Consider the following 26,163-nt stretch of genomic DNA (forward strand, 5'->3'; position numbering starts at 1 on the left):
GCATGGCAGCTCCTGTCTCGATGGCCTGAGCCTCCAGCCGGACGTGGCGGATCCAAGTCGAAATTGCTCTTTATCAATGCGCGAAATGAACGTCGGCCTACGGTGATGTTCGAGTCAGCTAAAAGGAGCGTCTCATGTCATTGGGTCTACGGGAATTAACGCTGGCTGAATGCTATGCCATGTTGGAAGAAGCACGATTTGGGCATCTGGCTTGCTGCAAAGATGGCCAACCATATGTCGTGCCGATCTATTTCTCTTACGAAAAAGGCGTCGCTTACTGTTTTTCGATGCCCGGCCGCAAACTGGAGTGGATGCGGGAAAACGACAGTGTTTGCCTGCAGGTAGATCGGCGGGTGGGCAGAGGCTGGACGAGCGTCATCGTTGAAGGAAGGTTTGAGGAATTTCCTGACACCGCACTCTGGCGAAGCGAACGCCTGCATGCCTGGGAAATGTTGCAGAAGCACTCTGACTGGTGGGAAGTCGGTTCGCTCAAGCCGAAAGAGGTTCCTGTGCTTGCCGAATCTCCGCACATCTTCTTTGGAGTCCTTGTCCGGAAATTGTCGGGCCGCGCCGCTTTTGCCATCGACTAGGTGGAGAGCCTTCTGGTTCTCAAACCCCAGCGCGTTGCTTGACCTTTGTCAAAGCGAGGCCGATTTTCACCTTGTAGGCTGCCTCTTCACACAGGAGTGGCCGTGGATTGCGATAGGGATTTTCATCGAGCAGCGAAGTTCCACCATCGGTTTGGGAGGCATAGATGCTTTCGACAGAGCGAGACTTGAAGCGGGGCGGTGAGCGCTTCCCCATTCCTTCGCAAGGGGAAGTCGAAGGCAGGCTGCTGATGTTCGAGGTGGTGGCCGTCACCTGCCTGCAGGAGCTTCTGGCAAAAACGGACCCGCATCTGGTTTTCAGGCTTCGCCGAAAGCTCCTGCGCAATCTGAAGGAGAGGTGCGTGCCGCTGAAGCTATGTGCAGATGACGAAAAGGCCGCAAAGGAGTTCGCGCTCCAGCTGTTGAGTGCAGCTCTGGAAGAGGCAGAAGATGAGGGACGAGCCGGTCGCCATAATCTGCGTAAGAGCAGCTAGCAGCAACTGCTTCATCTCCTTCTCGCATTACGATCAAGGGCTGCCTGTGGGTGGGTTCGAGGATGGGCAGATTGAAATAGACGGTTATTGCGGCATGTCCGATAGAAGTTTCCCCAGAGGCCAGACGACTGGCAATATCTGGATCCGCGCATGATGACGTCAATCATGATGACCGACGCATTCCAACGTCTCGGCCTCGCGCTGGCGATCGGCATTCTCGTCGGTATCGAGCGCGGGTGGCGCGAACGCGAGGCCGCACCGGGCAAGAGGGTGGCCGGGATCCGCACCTATGGGCTCTCAAGCTTCCTCGGCGGTTTTTGCGGTTTGCTGCACCCCATCACGGGGCCGATCCTGCCGACCATCATCTTTGTATTTTTCTGCATCACGATCCTTGGCTTCAGCGGCGTGCAGGCACTGCGCGAGCGGGACTACAGCGCAACGGGCGCCATCGCCGCGATAACGGTTTTTGCCCTAGGCTTCGGCGCCGTCGTCGCGGACATGACGATGACCGCGGCGAGTGCAGTCGCCATCACAGCGCTCCTGGCGGCGCGGGAGCCGCTGCACGGATTTCTGCGCAAGCTGACCTGGCTCGAGCTCAGAGCCGCCCTGATCTTGCTGACGATGACGGTCGTCATTCTTCCAATTCTTCCCAATGAGGCCATCGATCCGTGGCATATGATCAATCCCTTCGAGCTGTGGATGCTGACCGTATTCGTGGCAGCGGTTTCATTTGCGGGCTATGTGATGATCAGGCTCAGCGACGCCAGAGCCGGCCTGCTGCTGACGGGTGCTTGCGGCGGTATCGTCTCCTCGACGGCCCTGACGCTTTCCTTTGCCCGTCAATCGAAGCAGACGCCTGCCCTCTCGCCGCTGCTTGCGGCCGGAGCGATGCTGGCGGGGGCCGTATCCCTAAGCCGGGTGCTTTTGATCTGCGGCGTCATCGCGCCGGCGGTGCTGATCGAGCTTGCGGCATTGCTCGGACCGGCTGCCGCTGTGCTCGCCATCGGCGGCGGCCTCGCCGCCTTCTCGCCGCGCTCCGATCACGGCCCCGACTATTCACCGAAAAATCCTTTGGAGGTGATGGTCGTATTGCGTTTTGCTCTGCTGCTTGCCATCGTGACCATCGTGACGCGGGCGACGCTGGCATATTTCGGAACGCAATCGCTGTTTGCCGTTGCCTTCATCACCGGCCTCGGCGATCTAGACGCGATAACCCTGTCGATTGCGAAGCTGCCGTCGTCAAACGTGCAAGCGGATGCGGCCGCCCATGCCATCGCGGTTGCCGCCTTCGCCAATCTTCTTGCGAAGACAGGTCTTGCTGCCAGCGCGGGAAGCCTGGTCTATGTGGTTCGGCTCGGCGTCGCGAGCTGCATTGCGACGCTCGCCGGCGCCGCCGGCTTGCTGCTAGCTTAGACCTCGTGCGCGCCCGGTTGGACGCGCCGTGGAGCTGGGCCCATCAGACAGCTGAGGCGGATCGCGCCGCCTCCCCTCGTCATACGCCAAGGTCGGCTGCATGAATGTGGATGCGCCCATCCCGCTCGACATCCCCGCGATCGTACTTCGCGCAGGCAATCCGGCTGAAGAGGTCGATGTTTTCCTGAAGCCGGCTTTCGTCGCAACGCGGTGGCGCGGCAACCTCAAGAAGGGCTTGCCTGTCGATAACGACCATTTGGTTCGTACCGTCCGCATCCATGACCAGCAGCGCTTCCTCGCCGGACGACTTCATCATTCCACTGATCAGCTTCAAAGACATCGCTTTTCTCCGCATCGTTTGATTTCGTAAGACCTGCCGCGGGAAGCTGCCGGGCTCCTGGCGCAGTTTGTCGGACATTCTGTCGTGATGCCGGGCAACCTGCCTTGACGCATATCAAGTAAAATCGCCCACAGGACACCTTACGCCTTCTCAGCCGAGGCCGCTCAAGAACTCATCGGTCTCCATGAGTTCCAGCTGGACGGAAAATCGATCATGCAGCAGTTCCAGCGACGCGTCATAAGTGTCGTCGGCGCTGCTGCAGACGGCGTCCTTCAGCACGATGACACGATAGGCGAGATCGATGGCGCCGAGGGCCGTCGCAAGCACGCAGACATCCGTCTCCCCACCGGTGATCACAAGGGTGTCGACCCGCTCCGACTGAAGGACCGTATGGAGGCGGCCGTCGATCCAGGGCGAATAGGTGCGTTTGTCGAAGTATCGCGCCGGCGGAACAAGCGAGGCCAGCGAGGATGCCAGATCGACGAGCTCGGCCGGCAGATGCTCGCCCGTCATCATCCACCATTTCTGATAGTAGTCGCGCCATTTTCCCGGCATCGCGTCCGGATGCTCGGGGGGCACGAAGCGGGTAAAAATCGTCCGGGACGGATGCCGGCCGGCAAGTTCCTCGATCTGTGGAGAGATCCGAGCCATCCAGGGCACGTGCCATGGGGTGTCTTCGGCAAACATGCGCTGCATGTCGACGCAAAGATGCCGCCACTCGCCGATCCCGGCCATCACATCCTCCCTTCGTCTTCGGGCGTCAACCGTTGCCCGGAACGAAAGTTCCCGAGGGGTGGAAGATCAAAGCCTCCAGGGCATGTCGCGCAGAAGTGTGCAGCGGTCTTGGGTAAATGACATGCGTAAAACCAAGCTCTGAGGCGCGAATCTGAAAGATCGTGATGCGCTTTAGGCAGTGGCTCCTGAAGCGATCGTCCGTGATCCGGCGCCACTCTCCGATTTGGCGAAGCAGTCGAGTTCGCGAAGAGGAACCGGCTTGGAGAAGAAATAGCCTTGCAGATCGGTGCAGCCGAGGGCGGTCAGGAAGTCGCGCTGATATTCGGTTTCGACCCCTTCCGCCGTCGTCGAAATGCCGAGGTTGCGGCTGAGGGTGACGATGGCGCCGATGATGGCCGCTCCGGTGGCTTTGGCGCCGAGCTGCGAGACGAAAGAACGATCGATCTTGATGCGGTCGATGTCGAAACGCACCAGGTGGCTGAGGCATGAAAAGCCGGTCCCGAAATCATCGAGGGAAATTTGAACGCCCCGGCTGCGCAGTGATTTCAGCACCGTATGGACATCCGAATTGTCCTCGATCAGCGAGGACTCGGTGAGCTCGAGCTCGAGGCGGGATGGCGGCAGGCCGGTCTCTTCGAGGACGGCGAAGACTTCCCCGGCGAAATTTGGTCTTCTGAGCTGGGCCGGCGACACGTTGACCGCTACAAAGGTGTCTTCAGGCCATTTGCAGGCGGCCCTGCAGGCTTCGCGCAGGACCCAGAAACCGAGGGCGTCGATGAGGCCGCCCTCCTCGGCTGCGGGGATGAAGCTGGCCGGCGTCAGCAGTCCGCGCTGGCTGTGACGCCAGCGCACGAGGGCTTCCGCGCCGGAGGCCGAATATCCGCCCTCGGCGCGATGCACCGTCTGGTAATAGACCTCAAGCGATCCGAAATCCGGCTTGCTGCCGCCCGGGCCGGGTTGGGGACTGTCGGCGGACGCGGCCGTGCCTTTGGCCAGAACTTCGCGCAATTCGTTCTTGAGGATGTCGCGCGCATTCCTGCCGCCGTCCATGGACGGGGAATAGACGCGCCATTGGCCTCTGCCGCCCATCTTTGCCTCGTAAAGCGCGACGTCGGCATAACGCATGAGGTCATCGGCAGTTCGCCCGGCATCCGGCACGATGGTGATGCCGATCGAGCCGCCAACCCGGGCGACCGCTTCACCCCTCAGAAGCGGGAAGGGCCTGCCAAGTTCGGCGACGATCGCGTCGCATATCGATCGCAGGATATGATCATCATCCTTGATGTCCCGGAGAAGCAGGGCAAATTCATCGCCTCCGAGGCGGGCGAGCGTATCATCAGGGCGAAGGACAGAGCGGATCCGCTCCGCGGCCATCCTGATGAGTTCATCACCGGCGGCGTGGCCGAACGTGTCGTTCACCGCTTTGAAGCGGTCGAGGTCGAGAAGCGCCACGGCCGAGCGCTCGGTCGAATGCCGCGTCTGGGTCACGCACTCCTCGAACCGCATGGCGAATAGAGCGCGGTTGGGAAGGCCGGTCAGCACGTCATGCAAGGCGAGCTGCCGTGCATGCAGCTCGCTTCTCTTCAGTTCGCCGAGACTGCTCCGAAGCCGCACGAGCAGCACTGAAAACAGCACGGCGATCACCAGGGCGGCAATCGAAAGCGCCGGCATCAATCGACCGATTACCCGTGAACCCGGCAGATCGGGTCGCCATACGATGAAGCCGATCGGTTCACCATTTGCCGTCGCGTCGATTTGGAACGCGACCTCATTTTCGTCGGCATCGGCCGTGCGGGCAAAGCGCGCCCCGTTGAGACCCTGCTGCCGGCTCAATTCGTCGAGGGCGGCACCATCGAGAAACCGAACGACGATCAGGAATTGCCGCATCGGCTGCGGATGTCCCCCGGGAGCTTCGTTGATGGCGACGATGCCGACGATCGTCGGTCGGCCCTCCAGCCGCATCAGATTGGCCAGCGCATGGTTGGGGCGAACCGCGCTCGCCCGACGACTCTCCAGCGAGGATGGCGTTCGGTCGCTGAAAATCGGATTTTGGCTTGCCGTAAGACGGCTATCCTTAAGAAGCGGCAAAAAGAGGGGTTTCATCCAGCGATAGCGTTTTTCCGTTTTCGCGTCGGTCAGCATGCTCAGCTGCGCCTTCTCGTCGACGACAAAGGCCTGGTCGTATCCGAAGGCGGACATTGCGGTTTCGCTGATTGCACTGCCGGCCGCCCCGGTCAGAACCGTATCGAGGCTGGAGGAAACATCTGCCGACCGGGACGCGGGATAAACGCGGGCGAGATAGCCGTTGCCGAACTGACCGATGACATGGGCGACCTGATCGACCTGTTCCCGCAGGCGGGCATTCACCAGCTGACGCTGGCGATCAAGGGCCGCAGCGTCGCTTTCGGTTCCCGCCCAAAGCGCCGATAGCACGACGAGTCCAATCGCTCCGAGCCCGCTGATAGCGATCAGAAAGAGAATTCTTCCCGAGGCGATCCAGGACTTCTGAAACGTGTTGGAGCTGGAAGGAACGACGATGTGCAAGCCTGGACCCCTGGACACCTCGATACGGGCGCGTTCGCCAACGCTAACAAATAAGCGTTCACGTAGAATTAAAGGCTGCGGCGCACTATAGGGCGAGATCGATTACGCCCAGGGGGTTCCGGCGATGTTGCGAATATCCATTCAGACTTTATTGCGCGGAGCGCTGATGGTGGGCGCAGTGGGTATCGTTTTGGCTGCGGTCTCGCCGCAGCCGGTGGCCGCGCAAGAGCGAATGCCGATGAGAATTGCCGTCGAAGGTGCGTTTCCGCCCTTCAACTATCTCGATGCGAACAACAAACTTCAGGGTTTTGACATCGATATTGCCAATGCCCTCTGCGAGACCGGCAAGTTCGAATGCGAGTTCATCATCGAGAAGTGGGACGACATGATTCCCGATCTCATTGCCGGAAAATACGACGCGATCATCTCATCCATGTCGATGAGCCTGGAGCGGCGTCAGAAGGTCGCTTTCACCGAGAAATATTACAACAGCCCGACAGTGTTCATCGCTCGGAAGGATTCGCCGATCAGTGACATCAGCCCTACCGCCCTCAGTGGCAAAAATCTCGGGGTGACGTCGTCGACGGCGCAGGAATCTTATGCCAACCATTTCTATCCCGACATGAAAAAGACGGTATTCCGGTCGTCGCCGGAACTGTACAAAGGGCTGTCGGACGGGCGCGTCGACATTATCCTAGAGGATAAGCTCGCCATTTACGACTGGATCGCCAATACGAAGGCGGGAACCTGCTGCGCGTTCAAGGGGCCGGATCTGCTCGACGTCACTTATTTTGGCGAAGGTGCCGGGATTGCGGTGCGTCTGGACGACAAGGAGCGTCTTGCACGCCTGAACGAGGCGTTGAAGGCGATCAAGGAAGACGGGACCTATGACATGATCAATGCCAAATATTTCCCGTTCAGCATCCAGTAGCAGACAACAGAATTTTCGTGTGACTGCTGCGAGATGGCCGGTTCTTCCCGGCCATCTCCTTTTTTAGCTCAAGCGCCGCGGCCCACTTTAGCGCGACATGTTTTAGCGTCAGGCGGCTTTCGCGACCTCTCCATGCGGATCGAGAACAAACTTCGTCGCCGCGCCATGGTCGAAGCTCTCATATCCCTGGACGGCTTCGTCGAGCGGGATGACCTTGGCGTTGACGATGTCGGCGATCGGCAAGCGGTCGTGGAGGATCGCTTGCATGAGCTGGCGGTTATATTTGAGCACCGGCGTCTGGCCGGTGTGGAAGGACTGCGCCTTGGCCCAGCCGAGGCCGAAGCGAAGCGAAAGATTGCCATGTTTGGCGGCATTGTCGACGGCGCCCGGATCCTCGGTGACGTAGAGGCCGGGAATGCCGATCGAGCCGGCGGCGCGGGTGATCTCCATCATCTGGTTGAGCACGATCGCCGGCTGTTCACCGCCCGAATGGCCGCGGGCCTCGAAGCCGACGGCGTCGATGGCGCTGTCCACCTCGTTGCTGCCGACGACCTCCGCGATCATGTCGCCGAGACGGTCGCTCTTGGAGAGGTCGATCGGTTCGAAACCGACCTTGGCCGCATGCGCCAGGCGATCCTTGTTGAAATCACCGATCATGACAACGGCCGCGCCGAGGATGCGGGCCGAAGCAGCTGCCGCAAGGCCGACAGGGCCGGCGCCGGCGATGTAGACCGTCGAGCCGACGCCGACGCCGGCGCGCACTGCGCCATGGAAGCCAGTCGGCAGAATGTCGGAGAGCATGGTGAGATCGCGGATCTTCGCCATCGCCTTGTCCCGATCCGGGATCTTCAGCAGGTTGAAATCAGCGTAGGGGATGGTGACATAGCGTGCCTGTCCGCCGATCCAGCCACCCATGTCGACATAGCCGTATGCGCCACCGGCGCGGGCCGGATTGACCGTCAGGCAGACGCCGGTATCCTGGGATTTGCAGCAGCGGCAACGGCCGCAGGCGACATTGAACGGCACCGAGACGATATCGCCGATGTCGAGCATCTCGACGTCGATCCCTTTCTCGATGATCTCGCCGGTGATTTCGTGGCCGAGGACCAGGCCCGGCATCGCCGTCGTGCGGCCGCGGACCATGTGCTGGTCGGAGCCGCAGATGTTGGTCGAGATCACTTTCAGAATGACGCCGTGTTCGATGCGGCGGCCGTCGGGCGCCTCCAGCTTCGGGTCGTCGATGTCGCGAACTTCGACCTTGCCCGGCCTCAGGTAAACGACGCCTCTATTCTTGCTCATGGATTCCTCCCATTTGTTGAATGCCTGGATCTGCAGCCGATGCAGCCGATGGCATTAGCTTTCTCCGGGCTGCCTCCTCTGCAGTCCGGCATTCACACGCCGCATCGGGCGAAGTTCGAATTTCGCAGATAGGCGGGGACAGACTGGATCGAGGAGAGAGTGAACACGATAGGCTTGGCCTGTCGTGTCGCTCGTCTTCGCCCGCCGCAATCCGTAGATCTGCTGCGAAAGAGCTGGTTAGGCTACAGAACCTCCTTTCGATCCGTCAGGATCGCTTTCCGGTGATTCCTGAGGATTTCAGTTCTTCTATCACCGCGGGGCAGCGCGCCGGCGGCCTGCCTGCCATACTTCATGTCGCTGGCTTGCTAGGCAGCGCCGTGAACATGACAAGAAAACCATGCCTGACGAAAAACAGAGCCCGGAAAAACGACACGGGTGCCCCTCAAGACGACAATCGGCAAAGTCGTCCGGCCTGAGGTGATCATATCCGTTCGGCAAGAGGCAGAAACCGTCGTCAATCGTGATTGGACATCGGCTGCGACCTGAGCCACGCTATTTGCTGGGAGCGGACCGTCTATTTCTCCGAAGATAGGAGGCCGGAATGGAACAGTACGCACTGGAGCAGCTGAAAACAGTTGCCAAGATCAGCACGAGCCTTAAGCGCCTTGAACTGACACGGCGCGAACGCATTGAACGGTGGGCCGAAAGTCTCGAACGCAGCCCCAAACCGTTTCTGAAGACGCTTCACGAAACAGAATATCAGCCGATCGCAGATCGGATTGCCCTGCGGGATGACGACACCCCGATCTCTGTTGCTTTCGCTGATCCCATTCTGCGGGCGGCCGGAATGGAAAATGACAGCTATGGAGAAGCGAAACGGTTCTTCGAACTCAGCGACGAACAGTTGCACGAGCTTGTCTGCTTCTGTCATTTTGGCGAAAGCGTCAGCGCTGCAGCAGTTGCTCGCCGCGTGCGAAGGATCGCAGATCCGAGATCGGGCGGGTTTTTCGCTCAGCTTCGTGCGTTCTTTAGCTGATTGGGGCTAAAGAGCTCGCGACGGCGGCCGCGCCAGCGGCGTGAAATCTGCGGCCTTGTCCGGCCTGCAGGGACTTGCGCTGTTACCCGGCCAAGTAGGTCGACGACCGTCCGGCTTAGCGGTCGTGCGACCAACGGCTTCGTCTAGCGTCGATTGCCGTATGCCAGAGCACGGCGCCGAGGATGATGGCGCCGCCGAAATAGGTGGCGACGGGCGGCTCTTCGGAAAATAGCAGCCACACCCAGAAGGGCGTGAGCACGATTTCCATCGTGCCGATCAGTGCGGCTTCCGCCGGCGGCATCCGTTTTGCCCCTGCGAGGAAGAGCACCAGCGCCAGCGAGAAATTTGTGGCGCCGAAGGCGGCAAGGACAACCCAATTGTGCAGGTCGAGCGAGCCGACCGAGCTGAAAGGCGCGAAGATGACGAGGGTCAGGAAGGCGCTGACCACGGTCGGCGGCAGGCTCGGCACGCCGGGATTGATGCGCGGAATGATGATGACGAGCGCGAAGGAGGCGGTCATGCCGAGCGCCAGCAGATCGCCCCAGCCGGTGCCGCCGCCGATTGATGAGGCGACGATGACGCCGACGCCGAAGAGGGACACGGCGCCGGCGATCAGCGTTCGCCTGGCAACCCTCTCCCTGAGGATGAGCCAGCCGAACAGAGCCGCGATGAAGGGCGTCGTCGCATAGATCATCGTCACATTGGCGACGGTGGTCATGTAGAGCGCCCCAATGAAACATCCCTGACTGAAGGTCTGGCATGCGATCATCGCAAGACCTGACGGATGGAAGACGGAACGCCATTGCCGCCGCGAGATGCCCCCTTCGAGGAAAAGGCAGGGGATCAGCAGGAACAGGCCTCCGAACAGCGACCGCCAGGCGATCGCCGTCCATACGTCGGTGGTGAGGAGTCGCGAGTAAACGCCGCTCGCGCTCCAGGCAAGTGTCGCGGCAACAATGAGAAGCACACCCTTCTCGTGCTCGCTGCCTGCGAGCTGTCTTGGCGGATTTTGAATGGTCACGCAGGGATTCTCAAAGAAGGAAGTCGAACGCCGCTCATTTCTGCGCCAGCATTTGACATTAGACAAACGAATAGTAGTGATAGCTATCATCGAATTTTTCTATGACTGCCGATGCAAGAGCCGATCGAAAGCGACCTCCTCAGAACCTTCCTTGTTGTCGCCGAGACATCGAACTTTTCGGCGGCCGCCCAGCGTATCGGGCGGACGCAATCTGCCGTCAGCACCCAGATCAAAAGGCTCGAGGCGGCGATCGGCGAAAGCCTTTTTGAGCGCGGTGCCCGCGGCGTGCTGCTGACGCGCCAAGGCATTCAGCTGGTGCCCTATGCCCGCAGGGTCATCGATCTTCTCAACGAGGCGGCCGCGACGATCCGCAGCAAGCCGCTCGACGGGCCGGTGCGCATCGGAATTCCCGAGGAATATAGCCAGACGGTGCTGCCGGCAGCGCTTGCGGCTTTTGCGGTTCGACATCCGGCGGTCGAAGTCACGGTCTCCTGCGACTACACGGCCCGCAACCTCGCCGCCCTGGAACGGGACGAGCTCGATCTCGCCGTCGTTTTTGACTGGAGCGACCAGAACAAGGGTGAGGTTCTCTGCGTCGATCCGACCGTCTGGGTGACATCCGTGGTGCACCGGCTGCACGACATCGACCCCCTTCCGGTTGCGACCTATCGCAACTCTTCCTGGTCACGTGATTTTGCGCTCCGCTCGCTGGAGCAGATCGGCCGCAGCTACCGGGTCGCCTTCATCGCAGACACCGGTTCGGGGCTGAAGAATGCCCTGACCGCCGGCCTCGCCGTCACGACGCTTTCCCGCAGCAGCATTCCGCCCGGCTGCCGCGAGCTGACCGCCGAGGATGGCTTCCCGCCGGTCGATTCCTCGAAGGTCGTGCTGCGTCGCAATAGTTTCCGCTCTAGCGAGGCCGTGCGGGAATTGGCCGAAATGCTGCGGGACGCATTCCAGCCTATGTCGGCGCCGATGGTATGATGCGGCGGCGCAAGCGGCGCCGCGTTTCCGATGGGCTCTCGGAAAAACTCGCCCGGTAGCTTCTCGCAAAGGCCGAGGCTGAATTGAAGCCGGTTGCCGCCGCGATGTCGGCGAAGGAGGCCGTCGTCTCGATCACCTTGCGTCGCGCCGTATTCAGGCGAAGGGCGAGATAATGCACGTGCGGCGGCGCGCCGATGCTCTGCTGGAAGAGATCCTGCAGATGCCGGGCGCTGACGCCGACCCTGCGGGCGAGCCGGGCCAAAACCAGAGGCTGCTCGATATGCTCCTCCATCAGATGCACCGCCTGCGTCACGCGCGGATCGTGCGCGCGCAGTCCCGCCGAAGCGGCGGAAAGCATTTCGCCGGCATGGAAGGAAGGCTGCTCATAGCGGAACAGCCGGCTGACTTCCAGCGCCAGCGAATAACCCTGCCGCTGCCGGATCACCTCCAGCATCAGGTCCACGGTCGGGAGCGAACCCGATGTCGTCAGCCGCTTGCCGTCGATGACGAACCGATCCTTGACGGCCCCGACCTCAGGATAGGCGAGTGCAAACTCCTCGTAATCCTCCCAATGAACAGTCGCCCGCAGCCCGTCTAGCAGGCTTGCTTCGGCGAGCAGCCACGTGCCGGACTCGATGCCGGCAATGATCCTGCGGTAGCGGGCAACCTTGGAAAGCTGCATCTTCAGCGCCGGCGTCGCGCTCAGTTGCCAGTTGTAACTTGCCAGCACGAAGAGCGGCTTTTCCTCGTTCGTGGCCTGGAAGGTGCCTTCTGCCGGGATGGCGATGTGGCTGGTGGTTGGCACCGGGGCGCCGTCCGGCGTCAGCAGCCGCCAGCGGTAAAGCTCGCTGCCGGCAATGCGGTTGGCGCCGCGCAGCGGTTCAATGACCGATGCGATCAGGATCAGGTTCGTATCCGGCAGGACGAGAAGGTCGATATCGAGCCGTTCCGTCGATCGCTGCAGCAAGGCCACCTCCTACGGTTTCCGATAATGTATCGATGAGATCCGAAAATGCAAAGCATCGCAGCCCATCCTGTCGCCTAATGCTTGACAAGACGAGGAGAACAAAAACATGCCGCTTGCGATGAACCGCGATGTTTTCATCACCTGTGCTGTCACCGGCGCCGGCGATACGGTTTCCAAATCCAGCCACGTTCCCATTACTCCCAAGCAGATCGCGGAATCCGCGATCGACGCCGCCAAGGCTGGGGCGGCCGTTGTTCACTGCCATGTTCGCGATCCGGAAACGGGGGCGGCCAGCCGCCGCAACGATCTCTACAGGGAAGTCACCGACCGCATCCGCTCGGCGGATGTCGATGTCGTGCTCAATCTGACCGCAGGCATGGGCGGGGATCTGGTCTTCGGCAATGTCGAAAGCCCCCTGCCCCTCAATGCGAAAGGCACCGATATGGCCGGCGCCAGCGAGCGTGTCAGCCATGTCGCCGAATGCCGGCCCGAGATCTGCACGCTCGACTGCGGCACGATGAACTTCAACCTCGGCGACTATGTGATGACGAACACGCCGGCCATGCTGCGGGCCATGGCGAAAAAGATGACCGATCTCGGCGTGCGGCCGGAGATCGAGGCTTTCGACACCGGCCATCTCTGGTTCGCCAAGCAGCTCGCCGAGGAAGGCCTGATCGAAGACCCGGTGCTGATCCAGCTCTGCATGGGCATTCCCTGGGGTGCGCCAGACGATCTCAACACCTTCATAGCGATGGTCAACAACGTGCCTCCGAGCTGGACCTTCTCGGCCTTTTCGATCGGCCGCAACGCCATGGCCTATCCGGCGGCAGCGGTGCTGGCCGGCGGCAACGTGCGCGTCGGACTTGAAGACAATCTCTTCGTCGGCAAGGGCCAGCTCGCCACCAATGCGCAGCTCGTCGAAAAGGCGGTGCAGGTGGTCGAAGGCATGGGGGCGCGCATCATTGGACCGGAGGATGTCCGCAAGAAGCTGAAGCTGACGAAGCGCTGAGGATATCATGACCAAGATCAGCAAAGCGGCCTGTATCGGCGGCGGCGTCATCGGCGGCGGATGGATCGCCCGGTTCCTGCTGGCCGGCATCGACGTCGATGTCTTCGACCCGCATCCGGAAGCAGGCCGCATCGTCGGCGAAGTGATAGCCAATGCCGAAAAAGCCTATTCCATGCTGACCGGCGCGCCCTTGCCGCCGCGCGGCAGGCTGACCTTCTGCGAGACGCTCGCCGAAGCCGTTGCGGGTGCCGACTGGATCCAGGAGAGTGTGCCGGAAAGGCTCGATCTCAAGCGCGGCGTCCTGACCGAGATCGATGCCGCGGCGCATCAGGACGCGCTGATCGGCTCTTCCACCTCGGGCCTGCTGCCGACCGATCTGCAGCGCGACATGAGGCATCCCGAACGCCTCTTCGTTGCTCACCCCTATAATCCGGTCTACCTGCTGCCGCTCGTCGAAATTGTCGGCGGCGAGAAGACCTCCGCGGCGACAATCCAGACGGCGATCGAAAGACTGGCGCCGATCGGCATGAAGGGCGTCCACATCGCCAAGGAAATCGAGGCCTTCGTCGGCGACCGGCTGCTCGAGGCGCTCTGGCGTGAGGCCCTCTGGCTCATCCACGACGATATCTGCACGGTCGAGACGCTCGACGACGTCATCCGCTACTCTTTCGGCCTGCGCTGGGCGCAGATGGGCCTCTTCCAGACCTACCGTATCGCCGGCGGCGAGGCCGGCATGCGTCATTTCCTCGCCCAGTTCGGCCCCTGCCTTGCCTGGCCCTGGACCAAGCTCACCGATGTCGTCGATCTCGACGATGCGCTGATCGAAAAGATCGGCCGGCAATCCGACGAACAGGCGGCTGGCCTGTCGATCCGCGAGCTCGAGCGCATCCGCGACGAAAACCTCGTCGGTATCCTCCAGGCGCTGAAGGGCGGTCACGGCGGCAAGGGCTGGGGCGCCGGCAAGCTGTTGAAGGACTTCGAGCAATCGCTCTGGGCCGGGGCCGGCGGGACGGCGTCCTTCGATCCGACGAAGCCGTTGAGGCTCGTCGACGCGAAGGTCAGTCCCGCCTGGGTCGACTATAACGGCCATATGACCGAGCACCGTTATCTCCAGCTGTTCGGCGATACATCAGACGCATTGCTGCGCCTCATCGGCGTCGATCTCGCCTATGTCGAGGCAGGGTACAGCTACTACACGGTGGAAAGCCACATCCGCCATCTCGGCGAGGCAAAGCTCGGCCAGGCAATCCATTCCACCTGCCAGATCCTGTCGGTCGATGAGAAACGGCTGCATGTCTTCCACACGCTGTACGACACGGCGACCCGCGAAGCCCTGGCTACCGGCGAACATATGCTGCTGCATGTCGACAGCAAGGCGGGCAAGGCGGTGGCGGCGCCGGCCGCCGTCCTCGGCAAGGCCATGGCGATCGCCGCAGCGCATGCGAAGCTGGCTGCGCCCGACGGTACCGGCCGCCACGTCGGCCAGAAACGCTAGGAGGAGCGGCATGAATCTTGGTCTCAGCGAAGAACAGGAAATGATCGTCGAGACGGTCCGCGCCTTCGTCGAGACCGAAATCTATCCGCACGAGAACGAGGTCGAGCGAACCGGTGTCGTCCCGCCGGAGCTCGGCCGCGAGATCCAGCGCAAATGCCTCGATCTCGGATTTTACGCCTGCAATTTTCCCGAGGAGGTCGGCGGCGCCGGCCTCGACCATGTTACCTTCACGCTGGTCGAGCGGGAGCTCGGCCGCGGATCGCTCGGGCTGACGGTCTTCTTCGGCCGGCCCTCCGGCATTCTGATGGCCTGTGAGGGCGAGCAGCGCGAGCGTTATCTTCTGCCGGCGGTGCGCGGTGAGAAGATCGACGCGCTTGCCATTACCGAGCCGGATGCCGGTTCCGACATGCGCGGCATGAAATGCACTGCCCGCCGCGATGGCGGCGACTTCGTGCTGAACGGCACGAAGCATTTCATCTCCCATGCAGACGTCGCCGATTTCGTCATCGTCTTTGCCGCGACCGGCGAGGAGGAAACGCCGAAGGGCATCAAGAAGAAGATCACCGCCTTTCTCGTCGATCGCGGCACGCCGGGCTTTCAAATCCTCAAAGGCTACGATTCCGTTTCGCATCGCGGCTATCACAACTCGACGCTCAGTTTCGAAGATTGCCGCATTCCTGAAGCCCAGGTACTGGGCGAGGTGCATCGCGGCTTCGATATCGCCAATCAATGGCTTTACGGTACGCGGCTGACGGTCGCCGCCACCTGCGTCGGCCGGGCGCGGCGCGTCTTCGATATGACTTTGCCCTATGCCGCCGAACGCAAGCAGTTCGGCAGGCCGATCGGCGCCAATCAGGGCGTGTCGTTCAAGCTTGCCGATATGATCACCGAGATCGACGCGGCCGACTGGTTGACGCTTTCAGCCGCCTGGCGGCTCGACGCCGGCCTTGCCGCCGACCGGCAGATCGCTTCGGCCAAGCTCTATGCCTCCGAAATGCTGGCTCGCGTGACGGATGAGGCGATCCAGATCTATGGCGGAATGGGCCTGATGGACGACCTGCCGCTTGCCCGCTTCTGGCGAGACGCGCGCGTCGAGCGCATCTGGGACGGCACCTCGGAAATCCAGCGGCATATCATCAGCCGCGACCTGCTTCGGCCTCTGGGAGCCTGAGCCGATGACATCCAGCCCGCTCGACCGCCTGCTCAGACCGCAAACGATCGCCGTCTTCGGCGGTCGCGAGGCGCGCAGGGTCATCGAGCAATGCGACCGCATGGGGTTTGCCGGCGAGATATGGCCGGTCCACCCTAAGCTCGACGAAGTGCTCGGGCGCCGCTGCTATCGCTCCGTCGCCGATCTGCCTTCCGCGCCGGACGCTGCCTTTGTCGGCGTCAACAGGACGCTGACCGTCGAGATCGTGCGCAGCCTTTCAGAGGCCGGCGCAGGCGGCGCGGTCTGTTATGCCTCGGGCTTCAGCGAGGCGACGGCGGAACTTGCCGATGGCGCCGAACTGCAGCAGGCCCTGCTTTCGGCAGCCGGCCGCATGCCGATCCTCGGACCGAACTGCTACGGGCTCATCAACGGTCTCGACGGCGCATTGCTGTGGCCCGATCAACACGGTATGCAGCGTATCGAGCGCGGCGTGGCGATCCTCACCCAGTCTTCCAATATCGCCATCAACCTGACCATGCAGACCCGTGGGCTGCCGATCGCCTATGTGGTCACGGCAGGCAACCAGGCGCAGACTTCGCTTGCCGACGTTGCCTGCGCGCTGATCGACGATCCGCGTGTGACGGCGATCGGCCTTCACGTCGAAGGTTTCGGCGATCTCGCCTCCCTCGAACGGCTGGCCGCCATCGCCCGCCAGTCGAGGAAGCCTGTGATCGTGCTGAAGGTCGGCCGGTCTGAGCAGGCAAAACGGGCGGCGGTGTCGCATACCGCCTCGCTTGCCGGCAGCGATGCGGTCGCCGACGCCGTGCTCGCCCGCCTCGGCATCGGCCGCGTCGGCACCTTGCCTGCACTGCTTGAAACCTTGAAACTGCTGCATGTCGCCGGGCCGCTCGAAAGCCGCTCGATCTCTTCGATGAGCTGCTCCGGGGGCGAGGCATCGCTGATGGCCGACGCCGCCGTCGGCCACGATGTCGAATTTTCCGCACTGCCGCCGCAGCATTTGCCGCGTCTGCGCCAGGCGCTCGGCGAGATGGTGACGCTTTCCAATCCGCTCGATTACCACACCTTCGTCTGGGGTGATCTCGCCCGCCAGACCGAAGCCTTCAGCGCCATGTTCGAAGGCGGCTATGCTCTCAATCTCGTCGTTCTCGACTTCCCGCGCGCTGATCGCTGCGATGCGGCCGAATGGGCGATGACGGCGGACGCCGTCACGATGGCGGCTGCCGCAACCGGCGCGCTGGCCGGCATTCTGGCGACGCTTCCGGAAAACATGCCGGAGCCGATCGCCCGACGTTTGCTCGCAAATGGCATCGTCGCCTTCTCAGGCATAGACGAAACCATTGCCGCGGTGGAGGTCGCAGCCGGCATCGGCCGCGCCTGGAACGCGCCGCCTCCCCTGCCGCTACTCGACGTGCCCTGCAGGGGCGGCGAGATCGAGACGCTGACGGAAGCTGATGCGAAGACGGAACTTGCTGCCTGCGGCCTTCCCGTTCCCCGGGGGCTGCAGGCTTTTTCTTCCCACGAGGCCGCCGAGCAGGCCGAACGGCTCGGCTTTCCGGTCGTGCTGAAGGCTCTCGGCATTGCCCACAAGAGCGAGGCTGGCGCCGTTGCGCTCAACCTATGGGATATTGAAGCCGTGTCGGATGCGGTGGCGGCAATGCCGCCGAATGATGGCTATCTCGTCGAAAAGATGATCGATCCGCCGGTCGCCGAGCTCATTGTCGGCGCCGTCCGCGACCCGGTCTTCGGATTGTCGCTGACCCTGGGAGCGGGCGGAATCTTCGTTGAATTGCTTGAAGATTCCGTCATTTTGCCGCTTCCGGCGACGAAAACCGAGATCCATGCGGCGATTTCGCGCCTCAAACTTGCGAAGTTGCTGAATGGCTATCGCGGACGGCCAAGAGGCGATGTCGAAGCGGCAATCGCCGTTATCTCAGCAGCGGCAGATTATGTCGTAAAGAACGCGTCATGCCTGGAGGAACTGGACATTAATCCCCTGATGGTTCTTCCCGAAGGGCGCGGCGTTGCCGCGGTCGATGTCCTGATACGGCGGAGGAGGTAGCATAGGTTGAACGACCACATTCGCACGCGACATGACGGCGGCGTGCTCGAAGTCGTCATCGACCGGCCGAAGGCAAACGCCATCGACCTTGCGACGAGCCGTGCCCTCGGATTGATCTTCCGCGATTTTCGCGACGATCCTGAATTGCGTGTCGCCATCGTCTCGGGCGCCGGCGAAAAATTCTTTTGCGCCGGATGGGACCTCAAGGCGGCTGCATCAGGCGACGCGGTCGACGGAGATTACGGTGTCGGAGGTTTCGGCGGGCTGCAGGAACTGCGCGACCTCAACAAGCCTGTCATCGCAGCGGTCAATGGTATCTGTTGCGGCGGCGGGCTGGAGATCGCACTGTCTGCCGACCTGATCATCGCCGCTGAACATGCGACATTCGCCCTGCCGGAAATCCGTTCGGGCACCGTTGCCGATGCCGCCTCGATCAAGCTGCCGAAGCGCATCCCCTATCACATCGCCATGGACATGCTTTTGACCGGGCGCTGGCTCGACGTTCACGAGGCGCATCGCTGGGGTTTCGTCAACGAGGTCCTGCCGGCCGACAGGATGATGGAGCGGGCCTGGGAGCTTGCCCGGCTACTCGCAGGCGGGCCGCCGCTCGTCTATGCGGCGATAAAGGAGATCGTGCGCGAAGCTGAAGGTTCGACGTTCCAGACTGTCATGAACAGGATCACCAAGCGGCAGTTTGAAACGGTCGACCGGCTCTATTCGAGCGAAGACCAATTGGAAGGCGCGCGGGCTTTCGCGGAAAAGCGAAGCCCCATTTGGAAAGGAAAATAACGAGGCGGCGGCAACCGCACTATTTTCCCGCATGATGCGGGCACCGGAGGTGGAGAGGAAACCGCCTGCGATCCTGCCCGGAAGTTCTGTCAACGCACTACAAAGAAGGAACTGGGGAATGAACGACTATACGAAATACCTCGCAAGCCGCGTCACCGCAGGCGGACTCAGCCGCCGCGAATTCATGGGACGTGCCATGGCGGCGGGCATCACACTCGCCGTCGCCGACAAGCTCTTTACCGAAAGCGCCGAAGCGGCCGAACCGAAGCGCGGCGGCCACCTGAAGCTCGGTCTCGAAGGCGGTGCCGCCACCGATTCCAAGGACCCGGCGAAATTTCTGTCGCAATTCATGTTCTGCGTCGGCCGCTGCTGGGGCGACATGCTGGTTGAGTCAGACCCGCTGACGGGTGCGGCCGTGCCGGCGCTCGCAGAATCCTGGGAACCCTCGAAGGACGCCGTCACCTGGACCTTCAAGATCCGCAAGGGGGTCAAGTTCCACGATGGCAAGGAACTGACGATCGACGACGTCGTCGCCACACTGAAGCGTCACACCGACAAAAAGTCGGAATCCGGCGCGCTCGGCGTGCTCGGCTCGATCAAGGAGATCAAGGCCGACGGCGGCAATCTAGTGCTGACGCTCAGCGAAGGCAACGCCGACATGCCGTTGCTGCTGTCGGACTACCATCTGGTCATCCAGCCGAATGGCGGCGTCGACGATCCCCTCGCCTCGATCGGCACTGGCCCGTACAAGCTGACGAGCTTCGAACCGGGCGTGCGCGCCACCTTCGAGAAGAATAACGACGACTGGCGCAGCGACCGCGGTTATGTCGATTCGATCGAGATCATCGGCATGAACGACGCCACCGCCCGCATCGCCGCACTTTCGTCCGGCCAGGTGCACTATATCAACCGCGTCGATCCGAAGACGGTCAACCTCCTGAAACGCGCCCCCAACGTCGAGATCCTCTCGACCGCCGGCCGCGGCCATTATGTCTTCATCATGCATTGCGACAAGGCGCCGTTCGACAATAACGACCTGCGGCTTGCGCTCAAATACGCCATGGACCGCGAAACCATGGTGGAGAAAATCCTCGGCGGCTACGGCAAGGTCGGCAACGATTTTCCGATCAATGCGACCTATGCGCTGTTTCCCGAAGGCATCGAGCAGCGCGCCTACGATCCCGACAAGGCCGCCTTCCATTACAAGAAGTCGGGTCATAGCGGCTCGGTTCTGCTGCGCACCTCCGAAGTCGCCTTCCCCGGCGCCGTCGACGCGGCCGTTCTCTATCAGGAAAGCTGCAAGAAGGCCGGCATCGAGATCGAGGTCAAGCGCGAACCAGGTGATGGCTACTGGACCAATGTCTGGAACGTCCAGCCCTTCTCGACCTCCTATTGGGGCGGCCGTCCGACGCAAGATCAGATGTATTCCACCGCCTATCTCTCGACGGCGGACTGGAACGACACCAAGTTCAAGCGTCCTGACTTCGACAAGCTGCTCCTGCAGGCCCGCTCCGAACTTGATGAAGCCAAGCGCAAGGACATGTACCGCACGATGGCGATGATGGTGCGGGACGAAGGCGGGGTGATCCTGCCGATGTTCAACGACTTCGTGAACGCCTCCACCAAGCAGGTGAAGGGTTATGTCCACGATATCGGCAACGACATGTCGAACGGCTACGTCGCGACGCGCGTCTGGCTGGACGCCTGAGGGTAAGGGGCGTTTGCCCCTCCGATCTCCAACGCAGCCGGGACCGTGGGTGAAACCCGCGGTCCTCCCGACGTTTAAGCGCGAGGTCCTCGCCATGACCGATCCTGCCCCAAGCAATATTTTGCCCGGCCTCGGGTTTCGGCAGCGTTTTCCGCTGCTTGCCCTTATCCTCGAGCGCTTTGTGCTCAGCCTTGTCCTGCTTTTTGCCGTTTCCATCCTGATCTTCGGCGGGCTCGAAGCCCTGCCCGGCGATTTTGCCACCACCTATCTCGGCCAGTCGGCAACACCGCAGGCCGTTGCCAATATCCGTGAGGATCTTGGGTTGAACCGTCCGGTGACGACGCGCTACGTCGAATGGCTTGGCAACGCCGTTCAGGGGGACTTCGGCACGTCCTGGGCCAGCAAGAATTCGGTGAGCGAACAGATCGGCAAGCGCCTCGGCAATTCGCTCTTCCTGGCGGGTTTCGCGGCGGTGATCTCGGTGCCGCTCGCCGTCGGCCTCGGCATGCTGTCGGTGCACTTCCGCAATCGCATGCCTGACAAGATCATCAACGTGATCTCGCTTGCGGCGATCTCGCTGCCGGAATTTTTCATCGGCTACCTGCTGATCCTCTTCTTCGCCGTCAAGTTCGGCATGGCGACCTTTCCGGCGACCGTCTACGACAGCATGGGCTTCGTCGAGCGGTTGAAGGCGATCGCGTTGCCGACGGCGACGCTGGTGCTCGTCGTGCTCGCGCATATGATGCGCATGACGCGGGCGGCGATCCTTTCCGTCATGTCCTCCGCCTATATGGAAACCGCGGAGTTGAAGGGCCTCAGCGCCTTCCGTTCGATCGTCAAACACGCAGCTCCCAACGCGCTGGCGCCGATCATCAACGTCGTCGCGCTGAACCTCGCCTATCTCGTGGTCGGTGTGGTCGTCGTCGAAGTCGTCTTCGTCTATCCCGGCATGGGACAATACATGGTCGACGCAGTCACGGTGCGGGACATGCCCGTGGTACAGGCCTGCGGCCTGATCTTCGCGGCCGTCTATATCTTCCTCAACATGACGGCGGATATCCTAGCGATCGTCGCCAATCCAAGGCTGAGGCATCCGCGATGAGATTGAGAGACATTCCCATCACCGCCTGGATCGGCATAACCGGCATAACCCTGGCCTTCATCTTCGCAATCTTCGCACCCTGGATCGCCCCCTATGGGGAGACGCAAGTCGTCGGCGACGTCTGGCAGCTGCCGGATGATAAATACATCTTCGGACTCGATAATCTCGGCCGCGACATCCTCTCGCGCCTGATCTATGGCGCGCGCACGACGCTCTTGGTCGCCTCCGCCGCCACCATCATCTCCTTCTCGCTCGGTGTGATCCTGAGCTTCACCGCCGCCGTCTCGCGCGGCCTCATCGACACTGTCTTCTCGCGCTTCAACGATCTGATGATGTCGATCCCGACGCTGATCTTCGCGCTGGTGGTGCTTGCGGTTCTGCCGCAGAATATCATCGTCCTGATCCTTGTCATGGCGGTCCTCGATTCCACCCGCGTCTACCGTCTCGGCCGTGCCGTGGCGCTCGATGTCGCGGTGATGGAATTCGTCGAGGCGGCCAAGCTGCGCGGCGAAGGCAAGCTCTGGATCATCTTCCGCGAAATCCTGCCCAACACCCTGTCGCCGCTGCTCGCCGAGTTCGGACTGCGCTTCGCCTTCTCGATTCTCTTCCTCTCGACGCTATCCTTCCTCGGCCTCGGCATTCAGCCACCGGCGGCCGATTGGGGCGGCATGGTCAAGGACAACAAGGACGGCATCATCTTCGGCATATCGGCCGCACTGGTGCCGGGCACGGCGATCGCTGTGCTCGCCGTCTGCGTTAACCTTGTCGTCGATTGGCTGCTGAAACGCACATCCAGCCTCAAGGGAGGGCGCGGCGATGCCTGAGCTTCTTTCCGTTCGCAATCTCAAGATCGAGGCGACCAGCTATCCGCCGGGCGAGCCGCCCAAGCGGGTAACGATCGTCGACGGCGTTTCCTTCGACCTCAAGAAGGGCAAGGTTCTCGGCCTGATTGGAGAATCGGGCGCCGGCAAGTCGACGATCGGCCTCTCGGCGCTCGCCTACGGCCGCGGCGGCGCCGAAATCACCGGCGGCGAGGTTCGGCTCGATGGCACCGATATTCTGGTGCTCGGCAAGAACGGCATCCGGAAAATCCGCGGCGCCCGGGTCTGCTATGTCGCTCAATCGGCGGCGGCCGCCTTCAATCCGGCGCATAGGCTGGGCGACCAGGTGATCGAAGCTTCGGTCAAGCATGGACTGATGACGAGGGAGCAGGCGCGCAAGCGGGCGCTTCATCTGTTCCGGGTCCTCGGTCTGCCCAGTCCTGAAACCTTCGGCGAGCGCTTTGCTCATCAGGTCTCCGGCGGCCAGCTGCAGCGTGCGATGACGGCGATGGCGCTCTGCTCGAACCCTGAACTTATCGTCTTCGACGAGCCGACCACGGCGCTCGACGTCACCACGCAGATCGACGTGCTGGCGGCAATCAAACACGCGATCGAGGAGACTCATACGGCTGCCCTCTACATCACCCATGATCTTGCTGTCGTCGCGCAGGTTTCGGACGACATCATGGTCCTGCGTCATGGCAAGCAGGTCGAGTATGGCAGCGTTCAGCAGATCATCGAGGCGCCGCGAGAAGACTATACCCGCGCTCTCGTCAATGTCAGGCAGGCCTATCGCGAGGAAGCCGCCGATCAGTCCACGGCACTTCTCAAAGTGGAGAATGTAAGCGCCGAATATTCCAACGGCTTCAAGGTACTGCATGATGTCTCGCTGCATGTGCCAAAGGGGCAGACGCTTGCCGTCGTCGGCGAATCCGGCTCCGGAAAATCGAGCCTGGCACGCGCCATTACCGGCCTCTTGCCGCCAAGCAGCGGGCGCATCGTCTTCGACGGAAAGCCACTGGTGCCCGATCTGAAGAACCGGCCGAACGACGACCTCAGGCGTATCCAGCTGATCTATCAGATGGCCGACACCGCGATGAACCCGAGGCAGACGGTCCGCGACATCATCGGCCGTCCGTTGACCTTCTATTATGGCCTCAGAGGTGCCGAGAAGACGACCAGAGTGAAGGAATTGCTCGATCAGATCGAAATGGGCAACGGCTTCATCGACCGCTATCCTGCGGAACTCTCCGGCGGCCAGAAGCAGCGGGTGGCGATTGCGAGGGCGCTCGCCGCCAAGCCCGAGCTCATCCTTTGCGACGAGCCGACATCGGCGCTCGACCCGCTGGTGGCCGAAGGCATCCTCAAGCTGTTGCTGCGGCTGCAGCAGGAGGAACAGCTGTCCTACATCTTCATCACCCATGACATTGCGATCGTCCGGGCGATCGCCGACAGTGTGGCGGTGATGCATCGCGGCAAGGTGGTGCGCTTCGGGCCGAAATCGACGGCGTTGTCGCCACCCTTCGATGATTATACCGATCTGCTGTTGAAATCGGTGCCGGAGATGGAAATAGGCTGGCTGGAACGCGTGCTTGCCACGCGGCGTATGGAGAGCGCCGGTCACTGAAGGACCGATGCCTGAAAGGAATGAGCATGGCCTCACGCGGCTTCGCCACCATCGAGAATGAATGGATCACGCTGAAGGACGGAACGCGGCTTGCCGCGCGCATCTGGATGCCTGACGGTGCGGAGCAGGATCCGGTTCCGGCCGTCTTCGAATTCCTGCCCTACCGCAAGCGGGACGGGACCAGCCCCCGGGACGAGTCGACCTATCCGGTGTTCGCCGCCGCCGGCATTGCCGGCGTGCGGGTCGATATCCGCGGATCGGGGGAATCCGCCGGCGTCATCGACGGCGAATATACCGAGCGTGAACTGGCCGATGCCTGCGAGCTGATCGCCTGGATCGCGGCGCAGCCCTGGTCGAACGGTTCGGTCGGCATGATGGGCATCTCCTGGGGCGGTTTCAACAGCCTGCAGGTCGCCGCATTGCGCCCGCCTGCGCTCAAAGCCGTGATCTCGATCGCCTCGACCGTCGACCGTTATAATGACGATATCCACTATAAGAACGGCTGCCATCTCTCCGCCCAGCTCTCATGGGCGGCGACGATGCTTGGCTACCAGTCGCGCCCGCCCGATCCGGCTCTTGTCGGCGAGCGCTGGAAGGAGATGTGGCTTGAGCGCCTGGCAGGCGAACCTTTTTTCATGGAGGAGTGGCTGGCCCATCAGCGGCGCGATGAATTCTGGCGCCACGGCTCGATCTCGGAGGATTTTTCGAGTGTCGAAATCCCGACGCTCGTGATTGCCGGTTGGGCGGATGGCTACCGCAATACGCCGCTGATGGCGGTCGAGGGTCTGGGCGAGAAGGCGAAGGCGCTGATCGGCCCCTGGGTGCACAAATATCCGCACTTCGCCTGGCCGAAACCGCGCGCCGATTTCCACGGCGAAGCGATCGCCTGGTGGAACAAATGGCTGCGTGGCGAGGACAATGGCATCGACAGGCTGCCGCAGGCCCGCGCCTATATTCTCGATGCCGTCCGCCCGGCGCCGCGGCGCGACAGCGATCCCGGTTTCTGGATCGCGCGGGATGTCTGGACGCCGCCGCACATGCAATGTTTCTACGTCGAGCAATTCGGCAGGCTGACCGAAGGCATGCCGATCCCGCATGCGCCCGAGCATCCGGTCTATGTGCGTTCTCCTCTCGATACCGGCACGGCATCGGGTGACTATTTCACGCTGAAGCCAGATGCGGAAATGGCGGTCGATCAACGCTCAGACGATGCCGGCTCGCTGGTCTTCGATACCATGCCGCTTGCCTCTGATTGCGACTATCTCGGCCGGCCCGTGCTGACACTTAGGCTGCGTTCCCGAGCGGCGCATGCAAACCTCTGCGCCCGGCTGATCGACGTCCATCCCGACGGCACGGCAATGCGCGTCGCCTTCGGCGTCGTCAATCTCACCCACCGCGACGGCAATGCCGATCCGAAACCGCTGGTCCCGGGCGAGGCGATGTCGATCCGGCTGGTGCTCGATGCCTGCGGCTATCGCTTCCGCAAGGGGCATCGCATCCGCCTTTCGCTGTCCACTGCCTATTGGCCGATGATCCTGCCGCCGCCCGAGGACGAAGGGATCGACATCGATATCGCCTCGCTCGGCCTGGGGTTGCCGGTGCTCGGCGATCATCGCGGGATCGAGATCGACGAACCGGCCAATCCCGATCCCCTGCCGAGATATATCGAGCGCGCGGCTGCCGCGACGAAACGGCAGATTGTCCGGGATCTCTCGGCCAACCGGACGGACTATCGCATCCACGAGGATACCGGGCTCTACGAACATCCCGAGACGGGCCTGTCGACCCGGCAATTGCGCGAGGAAGTCTGGTCGATTTCGCCAAATGATCCGCTGTCGATGACCGGCATGTCCACCTGGACCTGCGACATGCACCGTCCCGGCTGGTTCGTGCGGAGCGTGGCAACGGCGCGGATTGCCTGTACCGCAACCGATTGGATCGTCAGCGCCGTCGTCACTGCGTTCGAGGACGACGTGCAGATCTTCGAAAAGATCTTCGCGGAAAAGAAGATTGCGCGCGACCTGATGTGAT

At 62.0% G+C, this 26,163-nt stretch carries 22 protein-coding genes; 16 read left to right on the plus strand and 6 right to left on the minus strand.

Going from position 1 to position 26,163, the window contains the following annotated elements; genetic code table 11:
- Positions 1-134 precede the first annotated feature (134 nt).
- The 3 genes from J2J99_RS26410 (at position 135) to J2J99_RS26420 (ending at position 2,494) form a co-directional block, all read left to right on the plus strand.
- On the plus strand, positions 135-590 hold the full coding sequence (locus J2J99_RS26410) for a pyridoxamine 5'-phosphate oxidase family protein (protein WP_168297820.1): 456 nt from the start codon (positions 135-137) through the stop codon (positions 588-590).
- Positions 591-754: 164 nt separating this feature from the next.
- Complete coding sequence (locus J2J99_RS26415; RefSeq protein WP_168297818.1) at positions 755-1,081, plus strand: hypothetical protein; 327 nt, start codon at positions 755-757, stop codon at positions 1,079-1,081.
- A 150-nt stretch (positions 1,082-1,231) separates the two neighbouring features.
- Positions 1,232-2,494: an MgtC/SapB family protein gene (locus J2J99_RS26420; protein WP_168297815.1), complete on the plus strand. Its 1,263-nt coding sequence runs from the start codon at positions 1,232-1,234 to the stop codon at positions 2,492-2,494.
- Between the two features lie 79 nt (positions 2,495-2,573).
- Here the strand turns inward: J2J99_RS26420 and J2J99_RS26425 are convergent, their stop codons facing one another.
- The 3 genes from J2J99_RS26425 to J2J99_RS26435 form a co-directional block, all read right to left on the minus strand.
- Positions 2,574-2,834, minus strand: a complete 261-nt coding sequence (locus J2J99_RS26425; RefSeq protein WP_168297813.1) for a hypothetical protein — start codon at positions 2,832-2,834, stop codon at positions 2,574-2,576.
- A gap of 150 nt (positions 2,835-2,984) precedes the next feature.
- Entirely contained in the window at positions 2,985-3,569 is a 585-nt protein-coding gene (locus tag J2J99_RS26430) for a cysteine hydrolase family protein (protein WP_168297811.1), read from the minus strand.
- A 171-nt stretch (positions 3,570-3,740) separates the two neighbouring features.
- Positions 3,741-6,113 carry a putative bifunctional diguanylate cyclase/phosphodiesterase gene (locus J2J99_RS26435; protein ID WP_168297809.1) on the minus strand — a complete coding sequence of 791 codons (2,373 nt, stop codon included), beginning with the start codon at positions 6,111-6,113 and terminating at the stop codon, positions 3,741-3,743.
- Positions 6,114-6,237: 124 nt separating this feature from the next.
- Here J2J99_RS26435 and J2J99_RS26440 point away from each other — a divergent pair, with 124 nt between their 5' ends.
- Entirely contained in the window at positions 6,238-7,044 is an 807-nt protein-coding gene (locus tag J2J99_RS26440) for an ABC transporter substrate-binding protein (protein ID WP_168297808.1), read from the plus strand.
- Between the two features lie 108 nt (positions 7,045-7,152).
- Here J2J99_RS26440 and fdhA read toward each other — a convergent pair whose 3' ends face one another.
- Positions 7,153-8,343, minus strand: a complete 1,191-nt coding sequence (fdhA, locus tag J2J99_RS26445; RefSeq protein ID WP_004674667.1) for a formaldehyde dehydrogenase, glutathione-independent — start codon at positions 8,341-8,343, stop codon at positions 7,153-7,155.
- A gap of 601 nt (positions 8,344-8,944) precedes the next feature.
- On the opposite strand from fdhA, the gene J2J99_RS26450 reads away from it, so the two are divergent.
- Entirely contained in the window at positions 8,945-9,379 is a 435-nt protein-coding gene (locus J2J99_RS26450; protein WP_168297806.1) for a hypothetical protein, read from the plus strand.
- Between the two features lie 115 nt (positions 9,380-9,494).
- Here J2J99_RS26450 and J2J99_RS26455 read toward each other — a convergent pair whose 3' ends face one another.
- Positions 9,495-10,400 carry a DMT family transporter gene (locus J2J99_RS26455; RefSeq protein ID WP_168297804.1) on the minus strand — a complete coding sequence of 302 codons (906 nt, stop codon included), beginning with the start codon at positions 10,398-10,400 and terminating at the stop codon, positions 9,495-9,497.
- Positions 10,401-10,511: 111 nt separating this feature from the next.
- On the opposite strand from J2J99_RS26455, the gene J2J99_RS26460 reads away from it, so the two are divergent.
- Positions 10,512-11,384 carry a LysR substrate-binding domain-containing protein gene (locus J2J99_RS26460; RefSeq protein WP_168297803.1) on the plus strand — a complete coding sequence of 291 codons (873 nt, stop codon included), beginning with the start codon at positions 10,512-10,514 and terminating at the stop codon, positions 11,382-11,384.
- Here the strand turns inward: J2J99_RS26460 and J2J99_RS26465 are convergent.
- Positions 11,362-12,351 (minus strand): GlxA family transcriptional regulator, encoded by a 990-nt coding sequence (locus J2J99_RS26465; RefSeq protein WP_168297801.1) that lies wholly within the window; start codon positions 12,349-12,351, stop codon positions 11,362-11,364. The genes J2J99_RS26460 and J2J99_RS26465 overlap by 23 nt on opposite strands.
- A 106-nt stretch (positions 12,352-12,457) precedes the next feature.
- Between J2J99_RS26465 and bcoG the strand changes: the two genes are divergently transcribed.
- The 10 genes from bcoG to J2J99_RS26515 all read left to right on the plus strand — a co-directional run bounded on the left by bcoG (position 12,458) and on the right by J2J99_RS26515 (position 26,162).
- Entirely contained in the window at positions 12,458-13,360 is a 903-nt protein-coding gene (gene bcoG, locus J2J99_RS26470) for a 3-dehydrocarnitine:acetyl-CoA trimethylamine transferase BcoG (protein ID WP_168297799.1), read from the plus strand.
- Between the two features lie 7 nt (positions 13,361-13,367).
- Positions 13,368-14,855, plus strand: coding sequence for a carnitine 3-dehydrogenase (locus J2J99_RS26475; RefSeq protein ID WP_168297789.1), 1,488 nt, complete (start codon positions 13,368-13,370; stop codon positions 14,853-14,855).
- 10 nt (positions 14,856-14,865) lie between these two features.
- Positions 14,866-16,026 carry an acyl-CoA dehydrogenase family protein gene (locus J2J99_RS26480; protein WP_168297788.1) on the plus strand — a complete coding sequence of 387 codons (1,161 nt, stop codon included), beginning with the start codon at positions 14,866-14,868 and terminating at the stop codon, positions 16,024-16,026.
- A 4-nt stretch (positions 16,027-16,030) separates the two neighbouring features.
- Entirely contained in the window at positions 16,031-18,085 is a 2,055-nt protein-coding gene (locus tag J2J99_RS26485; RefSeq protein WP_168297787.1) for an acetate--CoA ligase family protein, read from the plus strand.
- Positions 18,086-18,091: 6 nt separating this feature from the next.
- Positions 18,092-18,874 (plus strand): carnitinyl-CoA dehydratase, encoded by a 783-nt coding sequence (locus tag J2J99_RS26490; RefSeq protein ID WP_168297786.1) that lies wholly within the window; start codon positions 18,092-18,094, stop codon positions 18,872-18,874.
- A 118-nt stretch (positions 18,875-18,992) separates the two neighbouring features.
- Positions 18,993-20,582, plus strand: a complete 1,590-nt coding sequence (locus tag J2J99_RS26495; RefSeq protein WP_168297785.1) for an ABC transporter substrate-binding protein — start codon at positions 18,993-18,995, stop codon at positions 20,580-20,582.
- Between the two features lie 94 nt (positions 20,583-20,676).
- Positions 20,677-21,684: an ABC transporter permease gene (locus J2J99_RS26500; RefSeq protein ID WP_168297784.1), complete on the plus strand. Its 1,008-nt coding sequence runs from the start codon at positions 20,677-20,679 to the stop codon at positions 21,682-21,684.
- On the plus strand, positions 21,681-22,508 hold the full coding sequence (locus tag J2J99_RS26505; RefSeq protein ID WP_168297783.1) for an ABC transporter permease: 828 nt from the start codon (positions 21,681-21,683) through the stop codon (positions 22,506-22,508). The genes J2J99_RS26500 and J2J99_RS26505 overlap by 4 nt, the downstream gene beginning before the upstream one ends.
- Positions 22,501-24,132, plus strand: coding sequence for an ABC transporter ATP-binding protein (locus J2J99_RS26510; RefSeq protein WP_168297782.1), 1,632 nt, complete (start codon positions 22,501-22,503; stop codon positions 24,130-24,132). Before J2J99_RS26505 ends, J2J99_RS26510 begins: the two co-directional genes overlap by 8 nt.
- A gap of 26 nt (positions 24,133-24,158) precedes the next feature.
- Positions 24,159-26,162: a CocE/NonD family hydrolase gene (locus J2J99_RS26515; RefSeq protein WP_168297781.1), complete on the plus strand. Its 2,004-nt coding sequence runs from the start codon at positions 24,159-24,161 to the stop codon at positions 26,160-26,162.
- Position 26,163: the final 1 nt, after the last annotated feature.

Origin of the sequence: Rhizobium binae, assembly GCF_017357225.1 — a bacterium.
Classification (GTDB): domain Bacteria; phylum Pseudomonadota; class Alphaproteobacteria; order Rhizobiales; family Rhizobiaceae; genus Rhizobium; species Rhizobium binae.